The 17,545-nt window shown below is 70.9% G+C and carries 15 protein-coding genes; 5 read left to right on the plus strand and 10 right to left on the minus strand.

The genetic code is table 11. The features are described 5' to 3' along the window. Positions 1-313 precede the first annotated feature (313 nt). Entirely contained in the window at positions 314-1,135 is an 822-nt protein-coding gene (locus QUY26_RS21220) for a hypothetical protein (protein ID WP_289948995.1), read from the plus strand. Between the two features lie 112 nt (positions 1,136-1,247). Then, complete coding sequence (locus tag QUY26_RS21225) at positions 1,248-1,457, plus strand: hypothetical protein (RefSeq protein ID WP_289948996.1); 210 nt, start codon at positions 1,248-1,250, stop codon at positions 1,455-1,457. A gap of 12 nt (positions 1,458-1,469) precedes the next feature. On the opposite strand, the gene QUY26_RS21230 is transcribed toward QUY26_RS21225, so the two are convergent. Beyond that, positions 1,470-1,838, minus strand: a complete 369-nt coding sequence (locus tag QUY26_RS21230) for a metal-sensitive transcriptional regulator (protein ID WP_289948997.1) — start codon at positions 1,836-1,838, stop codon at positions 1,470-1,472. Between the two features lie 167 nt (positions 1,839-2,005). Between QUY26_RS21230 and QUY26_RS21235 the strand changes: the two genes are divergently transcribed. Further along, complete coding sequence (locus tag QUY26_RS21235; RefSeq protein WP_289949001.1) at positions 2,006-2,626, plus strand: DUF47 domain-containing protein; 621 nt, start codon at positions 2,006-2,008, stop codon at positions 2,624-2,626. A 9-nt stretch (positions 2,627-2,635) separates the two neighbouring features. Next, on the plus strand, positions 2,636-3,634 hold the full coding sequence (locus QUY26_RS21240) for an inorganic phosphate transporter (protein ID WP_289949003.1): 999 nt from the start codon (positions 2,636-2,638) through the stop codon (positions 3,632-3,634). A gap of 109 nt (positions 3,635-3,743) precedes the next feature. Here QUY26_RS21240 and QUY26_RS21245 read toward each other — a convergent pair whose 3' ends face one another. The 9 genes from QUY26_RS21245 to mshD all read right to left on the minus strand — a co-directional run bounded on the left by QUY26_RS21245 (position 3,744) and on the right by mshD (position 15,426). Then, positions 3,744-5,174: an FG-GAP-like repeat-containing protein gene (locus QUY26_RS21245; RefSeq protein ID WP_289949005.1), complete on the minus strand. Its 1,431-nt coding sequence runs from the start codon at positions 5,172-5,174 to the stop codon at positions 3,744-3,746. Between the two features lie 249 nt (positions 5,175-5,423). Continuing rightward, positions 5,424-6,200 (minus strand): phosphate ABC transporter ATP-binding protein PstB, encoded by a 777-nt coding sequence (gene pstB, locus QUY26_RS21250; RefSeq protein ID WP_030362251.1) that lies wholly within the window; start codon positions 6,198-6,200, stop codon positions 5,424-5,426. 56 nt (positions 6,201-6,256) lie between these two features. Beyond that, positions 6,257-7,333: a phosphate ABC transporter permease PstA gene (gene pstA / locus QUY26_RS21255; RefSeq protein ID WP_289949009.1), complete on the minus strand. Its 1,077-nt coding sequence runs from the start codon at positions 7,331-7,333 to the stop codon at positions 6,257-6,259. Next, complete coding sequence (gene pstC, locus QUY26_RS21260; RefSeq protein WP_289949011.1) at positions 7,330-8,355, minus strand: phosphate ABC transporter permease subunit PstC; 1,026 nt, start codon at positions 8,353-8,355, stop codon at positions 7,330-7,332. The genes pstA and pstC overlap by 4 nt, the downstream gene beginning before the upstream one ends. A 107-nt stretch (positions 8,356-8,462) precedes the next feature. After that, complete coding sequence (pstS, locus tag QUY26_RS21265; protein WP_289949013.1) at positions 8,463-9,584, minus strand: phosphate ABC transporter substrate-binding protein PstS; 1,122 nt, start codon at positions 9,582-9,584, stop codon at positions 8,463-8,465. A 350-nt stretch (positions 9,585-9,934) separates the two neighbouring features. Then, positions 9,935-10,363, minus strand: coding sequence for an NUDIX hydrolase (locus tag QUY26_RS21270; RefSeq protein WP_289949016.1), 429 nt, complete (start codon positions 10,361-10,363; stop codon positions 9,935-9,937). Beyond that, a complete protein-coding gene (locus tag QUY26_RS21275) occupies positions 10,360-11,643 on the minus strand; it encodes a CHAD domain-containing protein (RefSeq protein ID WP_436840373.1) in 1,284 nt (427 codons plus the stop codon). Before QUY26_RS21275 ends, QUY26_RS21270 begins: the two co-directional genes overlap by 4 nt. Beyond that, positions 11,624-14,026, minus strand: a complete 2,403-nt coding sequence (locus QUY26_RS21280; protein ID WP_436840374.1) for an RNA degradosome polyphosphate kinase — start codon at positions 14,024-14,026, stop codon at positions 11,624-11,626. The genes QUY26_RS21275 and QUY26_RS21280 overlap by 20 nt, the downstream gene beginning before the upstream one ends. Before the next feature lie 458 nt (positions 14,027-14,484). Further along, on the minus strand, positions 14,485-15,426 hold the full coding sequence (gene mshD / locus QUY26_RS21285) for a mycothiol synthase (protein ID WP_289949021.1): 942 nt from the start codon (positions 15,424-15,426) through the stop codon (positions 14,485-14,487). Positions 15,427-15,664: 238 nt separating this feature from the next. Here mshD and QUY26_RS21290 point away from each other — a divergent pair, with 238 nt between their 5' ends. Continuing rightward, positions 15,665-17,527, plus strand: a complete 1,863-nt coding sequence (locus tag QUY26_RS21290; RefSeq protein WP_289949023.1) for a bifunctional metallophosphatase/5'-nucleotidase — start codon at positions 15,665-15,667, stop codon at positions 17,525-17,527. Positions 17,528-17,545 lie beyond the last annotated feature (18 nt).

Raw genomic sequence — 17,545 nt, forward strand, 5'->3', positions numbered from 1 at the left:
CCGGCGGCCACCGTGACCGGGCTACACCGCCTGCGCCATGTGATCCGCCGCGTCCGTCCGGGCCCTGCTGCGCGCTCTGCGGGCCGGGCCGCGCCAGCCGCAGGTGCACCGGGCGGCGCAGAACGGGCCGTTCTCGACGGTGGAGGTCCGGTGCGGTTGCGGAGGTCTCTGCTCAGCCACCCGACCACGGTACGCCCGCCGGGTGAACGCGCTCCCGCGTGACGACCCCTCGGACCGGTCGTTAACCGACGTGGCGAGAGGCCGGACGGTTGGCGTGGGATCGGCGTGGGAAAGGCTGGGGGCCGACGGGGCGATGGGGCAGCAGCGCGGGCACAGGAGCAGAGCGGCCGCCGCGAGCGCGGCGGCGCTGATGACGCTGGCCACGGCGTGCGCCGGTGACGGGGCCGCGGCCAGCGACGACCCGGCGGCGGCCGACCCCGTCGGGACGGTGCGGGCCGCCCCCGACTCCCTGGTGCGCGCCGGGAGTTCCCGGGCGCGCACGGCGATGGAGATGGCCAGCGGCGGCACCCGCGTGACCGTCACGGGCCGGGGCGGGTACGACTTCCGGCGCCGCGTCGGCCGGCTCGACGTCGCGCTGCCGCAGGAGCCCGCGGACACGTCCGGGCGCAGGCCGCCCGTCACCGAGCTGCTCGCGGGCGGGGACCTGTACATGAAGAACCGGGGCGCGGGCGTGCCCGCCGACAAGTGGGTGCACATCGAGACGGCGTCCCTGTCCGACGGGAACCTCGTCACCGGCGGCGCCACCGACCCGTTCGCCGCCGCCGAACTCCTGCGCGGCGCGGGCGAGGTGACGTATGTGGAGCGGACCCGGCTCGACGGCGTCGACGTGCGGCACTACCGCGGTGTGGTGGACCTGGCCCGGGCCGCGCGGGCCGCCTCCAAGGAGCACAGGCCCGCGCTCAGGACCGCGGTGGAGAAAGGGTTCAGCAAGGCCGGGGTGCCGTTCGACGCCTACCTCGACGGGCGCGGGCGGCTGCGTGAGGTGCGCCACCGCTTCCGGGTCGCGGACGCGACGGTGGCGTCGACGACCTCGCTGTACGGGTACGGGGCGCCGGTGCGGGTGCGGCTCCCCGCGGCCGGTGACATCTTCACCGGGAAGATCGCGGTGCGCTGAGCCGTTGCACGGGTGAGGGGTGGAATATGGTCCGTCCGTGCCATGCGCGGTGCGTAGGCCGCTCCCTACTCTAGGAAGCCGATACCGGCACGAGTGTGGTCAGGAAGAGGTGATGAACGTGGCTCCGGTGGGCGGAACGGCAGTTCAGGACCACGTTGCCCTCGCCGAGATCGAGCTGTGCGGAGAACTGATCATCGCGGCGTCCGCCGCGCGCGGTGAGCGGCTCAGCGCCGACCGGATCGACGAGGTGCTCAGGGTCTTCGACGGGGACGGCGCGGTGGCCGGGAACGGCGCGGTGGCCGGGGACGAGCCCCGGCCCTAGGCCTACGGCCTGTCAGGTGCGCAGCATCCGGGCGATGGCCTTCGTGGCCTCCTCGACCTTCGCGTCGATCTCGTCGCCGCCCTTGACCGCCGCGTCCGCGACGCAGTGGCGCAGGTGCTCCTCCAGGAGCTGGAGGGCGAAGGACTGCAGGGCCTTCGTGCCGGCGGAGACCTGGGTGAGTATGTCGATGCAGTAGACGTCCTCCTCGACCATCCGCTGCAGGCCCCTGATCTGGCCCTCGATGCGGCGCAGGCGCTTGAGGTGCTCGTCCTTCTGCTTGTGGTAGCCGTGTGTCTGGTGGGCCGTGCCCGCCGCTGCCGCCTGGTCCTCGCCGGAGGGCGCTTCGGTCGTGGCCGCGGCGGCCGCCTCTGTGGTCGTCATCGCGTCCTCCTGTGCATACCCCTGGTGGGTATAGGGTAGCCGATTCCTCGGGTGGTGTGCTGATCACTGTGCCTGATGGGCGACACTGGGGTCCGGCCGGTTAGCCGTGGCCGGATGATGCGCCTAGCATCAGCCTGACCGCATCCAAAGCACCCCGAGGACCCCACGTGCGATTTCGTCTGACCCCCAGGGAGACGAGCTTCTACGACATGTTCGCCGCATCCGCGGACAACATCGTCACCGGCTCCAAGCTCCTGATGGAACTGCTCGGGGCCGACGCCTCCGCCCGAGCCGAGATCGCTGAGCGTATGCGGGCCGCCGAACACGCGGGGGACGACGCGACGCATGCGATCTTCCACCAGCTGAACTCCTCGTTCATCACGCCGTTCGACCGCGAGGACATCTACTCCCTCGCGTCCTCGCTCGACGACATCATGGACGCCATGGAGGAGGCCGTCGACCTGGTCGTGCTCTACCAGGTCGAGGAGCTCCCCAAGGGCGTGGAGCAGCAGATCGAGGTGCTCGCCCGCGCCGCCGAGCTGACGGCCGAGGCGATGCCGCATCTGCGCACCATGGACAACCTCACCGAATACTGGATCGAGGTCAACCGCCTGGAGAACCAGGCCGACCAGATCCACCGCAAGCTGCTCGCCCACCTCTTCAACGGCAAGTACGACGCCATCGAGGTGCTGAAGCTCAAGCAGATCGTCGATGTGCTGGAAGAGGCGGCCGACGCGTTCGAGCACGTCGCCAACACGGTGGAGACCATCGCGGTCAAGGAGTCCTGAGGCACCTCCATGGACACCTTCGCGTTGATCGTGACCATTGGCGTCGCGCTCGGTTTCACGTACACGAATGGCTTTCACGACTCCGCGAACGCCATCGCCACCTCCGTCTCCACGCGTGCGCTGACGCCACGCGCGGCGCTCGCCATGGCCGCGGTCATGAACCTCGCCGGTGCCTTCCTCGGCAGCGGCATCGCCAAGACGGTCAGCGAAGGGCTGATCGAGACGCCGCACGGCACCAAGGGGATGTGGATCCTCTTTGCCGGTCTGGTCGGCGCCATCGTCTGGAACCTCGTCACCTGGTACTTCGGCCTGCCCTCCTCCTCGTCGCACGCGCTGTTCGGCGGTCTGGTGGGGGCGGCGCTCGCGGGCGGCATCGGGGTGATCTGGTCCGGGGTCGTCGAGAAGATCGTCATCCCGATGTTCCTGTCGCCGCTGGTCGGCCTGGCGGTCGGCTATCTGGTGATGTGCGCGATCATGTGGATGTTCCGCAAGTCCAACCCGCACAAGGCCAAGCGCGGCTTCAGGATCGCGCAGACCGTCTCGGCGGCCGGCATGGCGCTCGGCCACGGCCTCCAGGACGCCCAGAAGACCATGGGCATCGTGGTGATGGCCCTGGTCATCGCCGACGTCGAGGACGCCGGTGACCCGATCCCGATCTGGGTCAAGATCTCCTGTGCGGTGATGCTGTCGCTCGGTACGTACGCCGGTGGCTGGCGCATCATGCGCACCCTCGGCCGCAAGATCATCGAGCTGGACCCGCCGCAGGGCTTCGCCGCGGAGACCACGGGCGCGGGCATCATGTTCACCACCGCGTTCATGTTCCACGCGCCGATCTCCACCACGCACGTCATCACGTCCGCGATCATGGGCGTCGGTGCGACCAAGCGGGTGAACGCGGTGCGCTGGGGCGTCGCCAAGAACATCATCCTGGGCTGGTTCATCACCATGCCCGCGGCGGCCCTGGTCGCTGCCTTGAGCTTCTGGATCGTGAATCTGGCGTTCCTGTAGGGGCGCGGACGCGGGAGTGCCCCCGGTCCGGATCGTGGTGATCCGGGCCGGGGGCACTTCGCGTGTACGGGCCCGCTCTCGGCGTGCCCGGCGTACTCGGCGTACGCGTCTACTTCGCGAAGTACTCGCCGAAGTGGGCGGAGCCGTAGCCGCCGCCGAGGTTGAAGCTCTTGGCGCCGGTGCCGGTCACGCCGCTCGCGTCGGTCTGGAGCTGCCAGGTGCGGCCGACGAAGGTGTCCTCGCCCATGCCGCCCACGTAGACCTCGGGGGTGCCGTTCTTGTCGGCGTCGACGACGGTGACCGCCTCGCCGAAGTGGTCCGACTTCTCCGAGGTGCTGGGGATGCCCTTGGAGTTCTGCGTGAGGACCTTGGCGCCCTTGGTGGTGACGCCGCTCTTGCTGCCGCGCAGCATGGTGACCGAGCCGGACACGGCCGTGGACGGATCCGTCGCGGACTCCCAGGACGCCCCGACCAGGATGTCGCCGTAGCCGTCCTTGTCCAGGTCGCCGACGGCCACGTCGGTGCCCCAGCGGTCGCCCTTCTCGTCGATGCCGGGGACGCCCGGGCTGTCCTGGTCGTAGACGCGGGCCGGGATCGTCTTGCTCACGCCGTCCGGGCCGCCGTAGGTGACGGAGATCGCGCCGCTGTTGTCGGCGTCGTACTCCTGCGGCGTGCCGACGAAGTCCTGGAAGCCGTCGCCGTTGAGGTCGCCGAAGGCGCCGCCGTGGCGGGCGTTCAGCTTGCCGCCGGGGACGTAGCCGTCGCGGGTGCCCTGCAGGACGCGGGCCTGGCGGCCGTCGGACGGGCGGGTGCCGGTGCCCATGGTCACCACGTCGTCGACGCCGTCGCCGGTCATGTCGCCGACCTGGACGCTGGTCGCGGCCACCCCGTCCTTGGCCTCGGTGTCCCGGAACTGGACGGAGGCCGGCTTGCCGGTGCCGCGGTCGAAGGGGCCGTAGAGCGTGCCGAGGCCCCAGTTGGCGTTCATCTGCGGGCCGACCTGGGCGGCGCCGACGATGTCGGCCTTGCCGTCGCCGTTGACGTCGCCGATCCGCTGCCAGGCCTGGCGGAAGGCCGGGGACGCGGTGGTGCCCTCGCCGGTGGGCACCTCGGTGCCGCCGGAGATGCCGTCCTTGCCGCCCCACAGCACGAGCAGCCCGGGGCCGTCGCTGATCAGCAGGTCGTCGTAGCCGTCGTCGTCGAGGTCGCCGTGGCTCGCCTGGATGCCCCAGCCGTAGGGGTTGGCCTTGGGCTCGCCCGGGACGCCGGGCGTGGCACGGCTGACCAGCTGCTGCTTGTCGTACTTCAGGCCCTCGGCGGAGCCGTAGACGATGGAGACGAGCCCGGCCCGCTTGATGCCGTCGATCTTGGCGCTGGGCGCGCCGATCGCCAGGTCCGGGTAGCCGTCGCCGTTGAAGTCGGCGGCGTCCTTCCCGGCGGCGGGCTTGGCGGGGGCCGCGGGGGCGGCCTGGGCCGGGGCGGTGACGCTCAGCAGGGCCGCGGCGCAGGCCGCGGCCGTGAGATAGGTGGTGCTGCGCAAGAGAGAGTCCCCCCAGGGTGTGTGCCGGGCCGGGAACGGATTCCGGCCAGGTCCTGATGCCGAAGTTGACCAACGGGGGGCGCGGATAGTTGTGGTGACGCCGAACACGGGAGACGCGGGAAGGGCGGCTGGGGCGGGACGGGAAAGTGATACGGGCCCGCCCCCCGGGAGCCGGGGGGCGGGCCCTTCTCGTCCCTGCGGTGGCACCGCCATGCAGCACCGCGGGGAGTTCTGTCCGGCCGGTGAGGTCTAGCCGAAGCGGCCGGAGATGTAGTCCTCGGTCGCCTGGACCGACGGGTTGGAGAAGATGCGCTCGGTCTCGTCGATCTCGATGAGCTTGCCGGGCTGGCCGACCGCCGCGAGGTTGAAGAAGGCCGTGCGGTCCGAGACGCGGGCCGCCTGCTGCATGTTGTGCGTCACGATGACGATCGTGAAGCGCTCCTTCAGCTCGCCGATCAGGTCCTCGATGGCGAGGGTGGAGATCGGGTCGAGCGCCGAGCAGGGCTCGTCCATCAGGAGCACCTGCGGCTCCACGGCGATGGCGCGGGCGATGCACAGGCGCTGCTGCTGGCCGCCGGAGAGGCCGGAGCCGGGCTTGTTCAGGCGGTCCTTGACCTCGTTCCAGAGGTTGGCGCCCTTGAGGGACTTCTCGACGACGTCGTTCAGCTCGCTCTTCTTGTACGAGCCGTTGAGCTTCAGGCCCGCCGCGACGTTGTCGTAGATCGACATGGTCGGGAAGGGGTTCGGCCGCTGGAAGACCATGCCGATGGTGCGGCGCACGTTCACCGGGTCCACGCCGGAGCCGTACAGGTCGTCGCCGTCCAGGAGCACCTTGCCGTCGACGCGGCCGCCGGGGGTGACCTCGTGCATGCGGTTCAGGGTGCGCAGGAACGTGGACTTGCCGCAGCCGGACGGGCCGATGAAGGCCGTCACGGAGCGGGGCTCCACGGTCATGGAGATGTCTTCGATCGCCTTGTGGGAACCGTAGTAGGCGTTGAGGCCCGATACGTCGATTCGCTTGGCCATGGGGATCACTGCTTTCGAAAAGGGGGGGTACTGCCGTCGGTCGCTGGGTGGCCGCGTCAGCGACCGGTCTTCGGGGCCTTCCAGCGGGCGATGCCGCGGGCCACGAGGTTGAGGATCATGATGAACGCGATCAGCGCGAGCGCCGCCGCCCAGGCACGGTCGTAACCGGCGGAGGTGCCGGACGCGTACTGCTGGTAGATGAAGAGCGGCAGCGAGCCCTGCGGGCCGTTGAACGGGTCCGTGTTGATGAAGGGGTTCGTCCAGACCAGGAGCAGCACGGGCGCGGTCTCGCCCGCGATGCGGGCGACGGCCAGCATGACGCCGGTCGTGATGCCGCCGATGGCGGTGGGCAGGACCACCTTCAGGATGGTGCGCCACTTCGGTACGCCGAGGGCGAGCGATGCCTCGCGGAGCTCGTTCGGGACGAGCTTCAGCATCTCCTCGGTGGAGCGCACGACCACCGGCATCATCAGGATCGACAGCGCCATGGCGCCGGCCCAGCCGGAGAAGTCGAAGCCGAGGATCAGGATCCAGAAGCTGAGGACGAACAGACCGGCGACGATGGACGGGATGCCCGTCATCACGTCGACGAAGAAGGTGACGGCCTTGGCGAGCTTGCCGCGTCCGTACTCGACGAGGTAGATCGCGGTGAGCAGGCCGATCGGCACGGCGATCAGGCAGGCGAGGCCGACCTGCTCCAGGGTGCCGATGAGCGCGTGGTAGATGCCGCCGCCGGGCTCGTCGTCGGCGACGACGCCCATCGAGTGGCTCAGGAAGTACCCGTCGAAGACCTCCGTGCCGCGCTGGACGGTCTCGAAGATGAGGGAGGCCAGCGGCACGACGGCCAGCAGGAACATGACCCACACCAGCGAGGTGGCCAGGCGGTCCTTGGCCTGCCGGGTGCCTTCGACACTCGCCGAGAGGAAGTACGAGACGCCGACGAACAGGATCGCCGAGATGAGGCCCCACTGCAGGCGGGAGCTGAGGTCGGCCGCGAGGCCGATGCCGCTGCCCACGGCGAGGGAGCCGACGGCGATGACGTAGGGCGCCCAGCGAGGCAGGCGGGCCCTGCGCAGGTCGGACGGGGGCCGGCCGCCGGGGGTACCGGTGGGCTTGACGGTCGTGGTGCTCATGCGTTGGCCCCCGAGTACTCCTTGCGGCGCGCGATGATCAGGCGGGCCGCGCCGTTGACAAGGAGAGTGATGACGAACAGGACGAGACCGGAGGCGATCAGGGCGTCCCGGCCGTACTCGCTGGCCTCGCTGAACTTGCTGGCGATGTTCTGGGCGAAGGTGCCGCCGCCGTAGTCGAGCACGGACGCCTGGATCACGAAGGTCGGGGAGAGCACGGTGGCCACGGCGATCGTCTCGCCGAGCGCGCGGCCGAGGCCCAGCATCGAGGCGGAGATGATGCCGGAGCGGCCGAAGGGGAGCACCGACATGCGGATGACCTCCCAGCGCGTGGCGCCGAGGGCCAAGGCGGCCTCCTCGTGCATCTTCGGGACCTGCAGGAAGACCTCGCGGCTCACGTTGGTGATGATCGGCAGGATCATGATCGCGAGCAGGATGCCGACGGTCATCAGGGAGCGCGGGGCGCCGCCGTGGTACTCGAAGATGCCGGTCCAGCCGAAGTAGTCGTCGAGCCAGCTGTAGAGGCCGGTGAGGTTCGGGGCGACCACGAGGGCGCCCCACAGGCCGTAGACGATCGAGGGCACCGCGGCGAGCAGGTCGATCACGAAGGCGATGGGGGCGGCGAGCCTGCGCGGCGCGTAGTGCGAGATGAACAGCGCGATGCCGATGGCCACGGGCACGGCGATCACGAGCGCGATGATCGAGCTCACGATGGTGCCGAAGACCAGGACGGCGATGCCGAAGTAGGGCTTGCCGTCGTGCAGGGAGCCCGCGGGGTCCCACTCGAAGGTGGTGAGGAAGTTGCCCTCGTTGTCCGCGAGCGCGATGGAGGCGCGGTAGGCGAGGAAGGCCGCGACGGCGGCCATGATCAGCAGCAGCGTGATGCCGGAGCCGCGCGAGAGCGCGAGGAAGATCCGGTCACCGGGGCGGGTGGCGCCGCGCGCGGCGCGCTTCTGCTCGGTGGTCGTCGGCTCGGCGTCCTCGACGTGCGAGGGCGGGGGAGGGGTGTCGGTGGGTATGTCCATGGGGGTTCTCCGGTCTGCGGAGCCGGCCGCGCGGTCGGCGCGGGTGGCTCCTGGCGGCGGTGCACCGGACGGCGCGGCCCGCCGGGGAGGCGGGCCGCGCTCTTAGGTCAGCTCAGGCCCTTGACGGTCTCGCGGACCTTGGTGATGATCTCGGTCGGCATCGGGGCGTAGGACTCGTCCTTGAGGACGGACTGACCGTCCTCGCTCGCGATGTAGTTCAGGAAGGACTTCGTGGTGGCGAGGGTGTCCTTCTTGTTGTTCTTCTCGCAGACGATCTCGTACGTGACCAGGATGATCGGGTACGCGCCCTCGGCCGTGGGCTTGTAGTTCAGCTCCATGGCGAGGTCCTTGCCCTTGCCGACGACCTTGGCCTCGGAGATGGCCTTGGAGGCGTTGTCGACGGTGGCCTTGACCGGCTCCTTGGCGCCCGTCTTGAGGTCGACGGTCTTGATGCCCTCGGTGGCGTACGACAGCTCCATGTAGGAGATGGCGCCCTCGGTCTGCTTCACCTGCTGGGCGACGCCGGAGGAGCCGCTCGCGGACTGGCCGCCCTTGGCGGCCCAGACCTTGGCGGGCTCGTGCGGCCAGGCGGAGGGCGCGGCGCCCTTCAGGTACTTGGTGAAGTTGTCCGTGGTGCCGGACTCGTCGGAGCGGTGGAAGGCCTGGATCTTGGTGCCGGGGAGCTTGGCGTCGGGGTTGAGCTTCTCGATCGCCTTGTCGTCCCAGGTCTTGATCTTGTCGTTGAAGATGTCGGCGATGGTCTTCGCGTCCAGGGTGAGGCTGTCGACGCCCGGGACGTTGTAGGCGATCGCGATCGGGCCGCCGACCATCGGCAGGTCGATGGCCTGGCTGCCCTTGCAGACCTTCTTCGACTCGGCGATCTCCTCCGGCTTCAGGGCCGAGTCCGAGCCGGCGAAGGCGGTCTGGCCCTGCAGGAAGGAGGTGATGCCGGCGCCGGAGCCGTCCGGCTTGTACTGCAGCTGCACGTCCTTGCAGGCGGCGCGGTACTGCTTGACCCAGGCGTCGATCGCGCCCTTCTGTGCGGACGAGCCGGAGGCCATGAGCTGGCCCTTGGCGCCCTCGCAGTCGATGTTGCTGTTGGCGTTGGTCTTCTTGCCGCCGTTGCTGCTGCCGTCGTCGTCCGAGCCGCACGCCGTGAGGGCCAGGGCGCCGGAGACGGCGAGAGCACCGAGGGTGAGGGCCCGCCGGTTCATGCGCTGAAGCTTCACTGTCGGGAGTTCCTTCCGGGAGCCGCCGGGCGGCGGCGTGCGAAGTCTGTACGAGTGGCCGTAGGTGGCCGTGGGTCTGGCGCGTGCTGCCGGGGCGTTCCGTGGGATCGCGCCACGCATCACGTAGGGCCGAAATTAGGCAGATCAGGTGAAGTGACCGATGGCCGTAAATGAACGCGTGGTGAACCTACGAGGACTTTGTGGTTAGGTCACGGTCGTATTACGTCGCGGGGGGCGCGGCGAGGCGGCGGCTCTCCAGGAACGGGGCGCCGCCGACCAGCACCGCGTGACTTTACGCGCCCGGCCGGGTACTCACGGTCTCCGGCGCGTGTCCGATGCGCACACTTGCGTCAGGCCCCGTCCACCCGGTGCAGCGTGGTGAGCAGGGCGTCCAGGAGCTCGCGGTCGCGGAGCTGGGTGAGGCGGGCGCGGGCCTCGGCCGGGGGGAGCCAGCGGATCCGGTCGACCTCGCGGTTCGGCGTGAAGTGGCCGTGGGTGGCCTCGGCCGCCCAGTAGTGGACCACCTTCGGGCGGCCGCCGGTGCGGTAGTGGGCCGTGGGCAGGGGCGGGCCGGGGACGCAGTGGTGGCCGGTTTCCTCCCCCACCTCGCGCACGGCGGCCGCCAGCGGGGACTCGCCCTGCTTCAGCTTGCCCTTGGGGTGCGACCAGTCGTCGTACTTCGGCCGGTGCACCAGGCAGACCTCAAGGCCGCCCGGCCCCGGCGCGCGGCGCCACAGCACGCAGCCCGCCGCGCGGATCAGGTCCGGCGGCCCGGTCACGGCGCCGTGACCGCCTCGCGGAGCCAGGCCTGCTGGAAGGCGAACCTCGCCGCCTCCACCTCGTGGCGCTGGTCGGCGTGCAGCACGCCGAGGGCGTACGCGGTGGCCGGGGCGATCCGGGGGGTGCGGGCCGCCGAGGCGGCGGCCGCCGCCGCGTCCGCGGCCTCCCGGTGCAGGTCCAGGGCCTGGCCCGCCTGGAGCAGGCGGGGGTCGAGGGGGGCCTCGCCGAGGAGGACCTCCTGGGCGTAGCGGTGCAGGCGCAGCAGGGAGCGGACCTTCAGCCAGGGGGCGTCCTGGGCCTCCGGGGCGGTGTCCGTCGCGAGACCGTGGATCAGGGCCTCCGCGTTGTACGGGTGGCCCGCCCTGATCAGGGGGAGCGCCGTCACCGCCTCCGCCAGGTGCTGTTCGGCCGTCGCGGCCAGGGGTTTGAGGTCGGCGTCCGGGGCGGCGCGCAGGGGGACCTCGCTGGCGAGGACGGCCACGTTGTCCGCCACGGCGTGGAAGCGGGAGGAGCCGAAGGCCTGGAGCGCGGCGGAGTGGGCCCGGGTGCGGGCCAGGGTGAGCTGGCGCTCCAGGAGCGCGGCGGCCTTGGCGGCGCCCACGGCCAGGGGGCCGGTGGGCTTCTTGGCGGAGCCTTGGGCGGGGAGGCCGGCCTGGCGGGGCCTGGACGTGTCGGCACCGTCGGCCGGGGGCTGCGCCCACCCTCCCCCGCTCTCGGCTCCGCTCGGCCGGGGGTGCCCCCCTCGCCCTGCGGAACGCCTGCCCACAGCGGTGGAGGCGGCATCCGGTGCGGCCGCGGGCAGTGGTGCCCCCGGGCTGCTTCCGGTCCACCTGTCGGTGGCGGGCGGGGGGTATCCGCCGCGGAGGGGCGGTGTCGAGGGTGACGGCGGGGCGGACGAACCCGGCGGGGAGGCCGGGGCCGACGGGCCCGGGAGGGGCGGTGGCGGGGAGGACAGCCGGTGGAGGGCGCCCAGGAGCCGCTCCAGTCGCGCGGCGTAGGCGTGCTCGCGGGCCAACGTGCCGGACAGCCACGCCAGCTCGGGCCGGAGGGACTCCGTCCACTCCGGGTCGAGGAGCGGCCGGAAGGTGTGCAGGGTGGCGCCGATCCTGCGGGACGCGCGCCGCAGCGCCCGCGCCGCCTCCAGGGACTCCTCGGCGCCGTGCGCGTCCGTCGAGGACTCGCGGTGCAGCCGCAGCGAGCGGAGGAAGTCGGTCGCCTGGTCCTGCAGGTAGACCGACAGCGTCTCGCCCGCCGTCATCTCATGGTGTTGCTGTGCCACGCCGGCGCCTCCGGGCGTCTATGAGCATCTCCTGTACGTTCCGCAGGGGCTGGCCGTCCGGGTCCGTGGCATGCCGGGTCCAGTTGCCGTCCGCCCCCAGGTGCCACGAGGCCGTGGTGTCCGACATGCCGGTCTCCAGGAGCCGGTTCAGGGTCGCCCGGTGCGCCGGGGCCATCACCCTGACCAGGGCCTCGATACGGCGGTCGAGGTTGCGGTGCATCATGTCGGCGCTGCCGATCCACACCTCCGGCTCGCCCCCGTTGCCGAAGGCGAAGATCCGGGAGTGCTCCAGGAAGCGGCCGAGCACGGAGCGGACGCGTATGTTCTCGGACAGGCCCGCGACCCCCGGCCGTACCGCGCAGATCCCGCGCACCCACACGTCCACCGCCACCCCGGCCTGCGAGGCGCGGTACAGCGCGTCGATGACGGCCTCGTCCACGATCGAGTTGACCTTGATGCGGACGTAGGCGGGGCGGCCCGCGCGGTGGTGCTGGATCTCCCGGTTGACGCGGGTGATCAGGCCGTCGCGCAGGGACTTGGGGGCGACGAGCAGGCGCCGGTAGGTCTCCCGGCGCGAGTAGCCCGAAAGCCGGTTGAAGAGGTCCGAGAGGTCGGCGCCGACTTCCTGGTTGGCGGTCAGCAGCCCCAGGTCCTCGTAGAGCCGGGCCGTCTTGGGGTGGTAGTTGCCGGTGCCCACGTGGGAGTACCGGACAAGGTTGTCACCCTCCTGGCGGACCACGAGCGACAGCTTGCAGTGGGTCTTCAGACCGACCAGGCCGTACACGACGTGGCAGCCGGCCTCCTCCAGCTTGCGGGCCCACTTGATGTTGGCCTGCTCGTCGAAGCGGGCCTTCAGCTCGACCAGGACCAGGACCTGCTTGCCGGACTCGGCGGCGTCGATGAGCGCGTCCACTATCGGGGAGTCGCCCGAGGTGCGGTACAGCGTCTGCTTGATGGCGAGGACGTTCTCGTCGGCGGCGGCCTGTTCCAGGAAGGCCTGCACGGACGTGGAGAACGAGTCGTAGGGGTGGTGCAGGAGCACGTCGTGGTCGCCGCGCAGGGCCGCGAAGATGTCGGGCGCGGACGCCGACTCGACCTCGGCGAGGTCGCGGTGGGTGCCCGCGACGAACTTCGGGTACTTCAGCTCCGGCCGGTCCAGGCCCGCGATGGAGAAGAGGCCGGTGAGGTCGAGGGGGCCCGGCAGCGGGTGCACCTCGGACTCGCCGATCTTCAGCTCCCGCATCAGCAGGTCGAGCACCTTGCGGTCGATGGACTCCTCGACCTCCAGGCGCACCGGCGGCCCGAAGCGGCGCCGCATCAGCTCCTTCTCCAGGGCCTTGAGGAGGTTCTCGGCGTCGTCCTCCTCGACCTCCAGGTCCTCGTTCCTGGTGAGGCGGAACATGTGGTGCTGCTTGATGTTCATGCCCGGGAACAGTTCCTGGAGGTGCTTGGGCGCGGCGATGACGTCCTCGATGGGGACGTAGCGCTGCGGGGAGGCCTCCAGGAAGCGGGACAGGAGCGGCGGGACCTTGACGCGCGCGAAGTGCTCGTGTCCCGTGACCGGGTTCTCGATCACCACGGCGAGGTTCAGGGACAGGCCCGAGATGTAGGGGAAGGGGTGCGCGGGGTCGACGGCCAGGGGAGTGAGGACCGGGAAGATCCGGTGCATGAAGAGGGTGTAGAGCCGGGACTGCTCCTTGTCGGTGAGCTCGTTCCAGCGCACCACGTGGATGCCCTCGTCGGCCAGGGCCGGGGCGACCTCTTCCTGGTAGCAGGCGGCGTGCCGGGCCATGAGCTCGCGGGAGCGGGACCAGATCAGCTCAAGGACCTCGCGGGGCTGCAGGCCCGAGGCCGAACGGGTGGCGACGCCGGTCGCGATGCGCCGCTTCAGGCCCGCCACCCGGACCATGAAGAACTCGTCCAGGTTCGAGGCGAAGATGGCGAGGAAGTTCGCCCGCTCCAGGAGCGGGGTGTTCGGGTCCTCGGCGAGTTCGAGGACGCGTTCGTTGAAGGCGAGCCAGCTGCGCTCCCGGTCCAGGAAGCGGCCCTGCGGCAGCTCCGCGCCGCCGTACCCCGCCTGGGCGTCCTCGTCGTAGCCGTCCAGGTCGGCGTCGATGTCGGGGTCCAGGTCGGAGACCGTGGCCGCGATGGTGTGCGGCCGGTGGGCGGCGAGGGAGCCGACGGACGGCTGCGCGTGGCGCACTCCGATGTCGGCGCGGTCGTCGGTGTGCTGGCTGTCGGACTGCGCGGTGGGCTCGCTCATGCGCCCATTGTTCCGCGCCGTGCCCGCTCCGGGCGCGCCGAAGGCCTCGGGCGCGAGACGGACCTGGCCGTTCGGGCGCGCTCCGTCCGGCGAGGGTTCGGGCACAGTGGGGGGCTGCATTGCCTGAGCGTCGCAAGGCTGTCTGAATCAGTGGTTACGCCGACATGACGCCCGGGGGTTCGCATGGATACCCCCAGGCGTCTACACGGGAGAGTGTGGCCCAGAGGTTCCTCAGGGCGTCCGCCGTCGCGGGATCCGGAAGGGCGCCTACACCGCCGCGGCCGCGAGGGCGAGGCCGATCCCGGACTCGATGAGCTGTACGTACAGAAGTGGGACCTGGGGTGGAAGTCCGCGTAGGCCCGGACGAGCGGGGTCCCCCTCGGTCGCCTCGACCGCCTAGCGGGCCGTGGGCAGCTTGTCGCCGGGCTCCAGCAGGCCGAGGCGCAGGGCCTGCTGGACGATCTGGAGGTAGGTGGCGCCGCCCCCCCGGGTTGTTGCGCGTCCGCCCGGAGGCGGGATCGGGACCGTGTGTCCCAGGACTCCGTGTCCCAGGACTCCGTGCCTCAGGCCCCTGTGTCTCAGGACTCCGTGCGGTACATCAGGTCCGTCTCGTGCGTCACGAAGCCGAGGCGCTCGTACACGCTCACCGCCGCCTTGTTGTCCGCGTCGACGTACAGCATCGCCGTCGGCAGCCCGGCCGCCGCGAGGTGCCGCAGGCCGATGGTGGTGAGCGCCTTGCCGAGCCCGCCGCCCTGCGCGCCGGGACGCACCCCGACGACGTACACCTCGCCGAGCCGCTCCGCCGCGTGCGTCTTCGTCCAGTGGAAGCCGACCAACTCGCCGCCGCCGTCGCCGGACTCGCGCTCGGCCAGGAAGAACCCGGCCGGGTCGAACCACGGCTCGGCCTTGCGGTCGTCGAGGTCGCGCTGGGTGAGGGAGCCCTGCTCGGGATGGTGGGCGAAGGCGTCGGCGTTCACCGCGAGCCACGCGGCGTCGTCCTCGCCGGGGACGAAGGCACGTACCCGCACACCCTGCGGAAGCACCGGCTCCGGCAGGTCGAGGCCCGTCAACGGGCGCCGCATCTGCCGCAGTTCCCGGAACAGGGTGAGGCCGAGCACCTGGGCCAGGTGGCGCGCCGCGGAGTGCCCGCCGTGCGCCCACACCCGCAGCCGCCGCCCCGACTCCGCGAGCAGCGCGGTGCCGAGCGCCCGCCCGTGCCCGTGCCCCCGGTGCGCCGGACGCACGACCAGCTCCGCGGCGGGTGCCTCGACGGGGTCGGTGTCCTCCAGCTGGGCGTAGCCGACCAGTTCGCCGCCGACGCTCAGGAGCAGATGGCGTACGCCCTCCCTCTGCCCGCCGCGCAGCTGCAGCCGTCCCTGCTCGGACACGGCCTGCTGCCCGTCGGTGCGGGCCGCCTCCGCGAGGAGCGTGAGCACGGCCTCGGCCTGATCGGCCGTGAGCACGTCGAGGGTGTCGATCTGCCGGAGGGAGGGTGCCGTGGCGGGCTGCTCGTCAGTCATGAGTCGAGGGTACGGCGACGAGGGGCGGACTCATGGGGCCTGTCATGGGGGTCCCCCCGTTCCTTGAGGGGTTGGGGGAGATCGAGGACGAGCGCGCAGCGCGGTGAGACCTCAGCCGAAGTCCTCCCGCAGACGAATGGCAACCACCCTGTAACCAGCGGGCCCCTGTTGCGCTACGCGCGTTGACCATAGGCTGCCCGACGGCCCAAGTCGTCCCTAACGCCCCCGGGGGGAACCCGTGTCCGCCATACCGAAGCACCGAAGGCCCAGGCGCCGAGCCACCCGCGTCCTCGCCGTCGCGGCGGGCATCGCCACTGTCGGGGCGCTCGCCGTCGCCCTGCCCGCGAGCGCGGGGCAGGACGCGCGGGACGGCGCCATGGCCAAGGACAAGCGCGGCGCCACCGCGGCCAAGGACAAGAAGCGCACGGTCGACGTGCAACTGCTGTCCTTCAACGACTTCCACGGCAACCTCCAGCCGCCCGCCGGGTCCTCGGGCCAGGTCACCGAGAAGCAGCCGGACGGCACGGAGAAGAAGGTCGACGCGGGCGGCGCCGAGTACTTGGCGACGTCCCTGCGCAAGGCCCGCAAGGGGCACCCGTACTCCATCACCGCCGCGGCCGGCGACCTCATCGGCGGCAGCCCGCTGCTCTCGGGGCTCTTCCACGACGAGCCGTCCGTCGAGGCCCTGAACAAGATGGGCCTCGACGTCTCCAGCGTCGGCAACCACGAGTTCGACGAGGGCGCGACGGAACTGGCGCGCATCCAGAACGGCGGCTGCCACCCCAAGGACGGCTGCTACGAGAAGGACAAGCACGGCAAGCCGAAGAAGTTCAAGGGCGCCGACTTCCCCTACCTCACGGCGAACGTCACCAAGGAGAAGACCGGCAAGCCCCTCCTCAAGCCCTACTCGGTGTGGAAGCACAAGGGCGTGAAGATCGGCTTCATCGGGCTGACCCTGGAGGGCACCCCGGACATCGTCTCGGCCGACGGCATCAAGGGCCTGAAGTTCCACGACGAGGTCGAGACGATCAACAAGTACGCGAAGATCCTCGACAAGCAGGGCGTGAAGTCGATCGTCACGCTCATCCACGAGGGCGGCTCCCCGGCCAGCCAGGCGTACAACTACAACTGCGACTCCCCGGGCGCCGGCGACGGCATCTCGGGCCCGATCACCGCGATCGCCAAGGCCGCCTCGCCGAAGGTCGACGCGTTCGTGACCGGCCACACCCACCAGGCGTACGTCTGCACCATCCCGGACCCCGCGGGCAAGCCGCGCATGGTCACCTCGGCGTCCTCGTACGGCAAGCTCTACACGGACACCACGCTGACGTACGACCGCAAGACCAAGGACATCGTCCGCACCAGCGTGAAGTCGGCGAACCACGTCGTCAGTCGCACGCAGTCGAAGGCCCGCGACATGGGGCGCCTCATCAAGCGCTGGGACAAGCTCGCGGCCCCCATCGCCGGCAAGCCCGTGGGCTTCATCTCCGGCGACATCCCCGGCCGCGGCGCCACCTCGCCCGAGTCCCCGCTCGGCGACCTGATCTCCGACGCGCAGCTCGCGCACGCCAAGTCCCTGGATCCCAAGGCGAGCCTGGCCCTGATGAACCCGGGCGGCATCCGATCCGACCTCGTCCACAAGGCGAGCGGCAGCGAGGGCGACGGGGTCGTGACGTACGGCGAGGCGTTCACCGTGCAGCCGTTCAGCAACACCGTGAACCTCGTCGACCTCACCGGCGCACAGCTCCTGACCGCCCTGAGGCAGCAGGTCAGCGGCTCGAACGAGGCCTCGCCGAAGATCCTCCAGGTGTCGGACGGATTCACGTACACGCTCGACATGACGAAGTCCGGCGCCGACCGGATCGTCACCGACTCCGTGAAGCTGAACGGTAAGCCGCTCGATGCGAACGCCACCTACCGCGTCGCCCTGAACTCCTTCCTCGCGGGCGGCGGCGACGGCTTCGCCGAACTCGGCAAGGGCAAGAACCCGCTGGTCGGCGCGGACGACCTGAAGGCGCTCAACGACTACTTCGCCGCCAACTCCTCGGCGGCCGAGCCGATCGCGCCGCCGAAGGCGGACCGCATCACCGTTGTGAAGTAGCTCTCCGGCGAACGAGCT

The organism is Streptomyces flavofungini, from assembly GCF_030388665.1.
GTDB classification, from domain to species: Bacteria; Actinomycetota; Actinomycetes; order Streptomycetales; family Streptomycetaceae; genus Streptomyces; species Streptomyces flavofungini_A.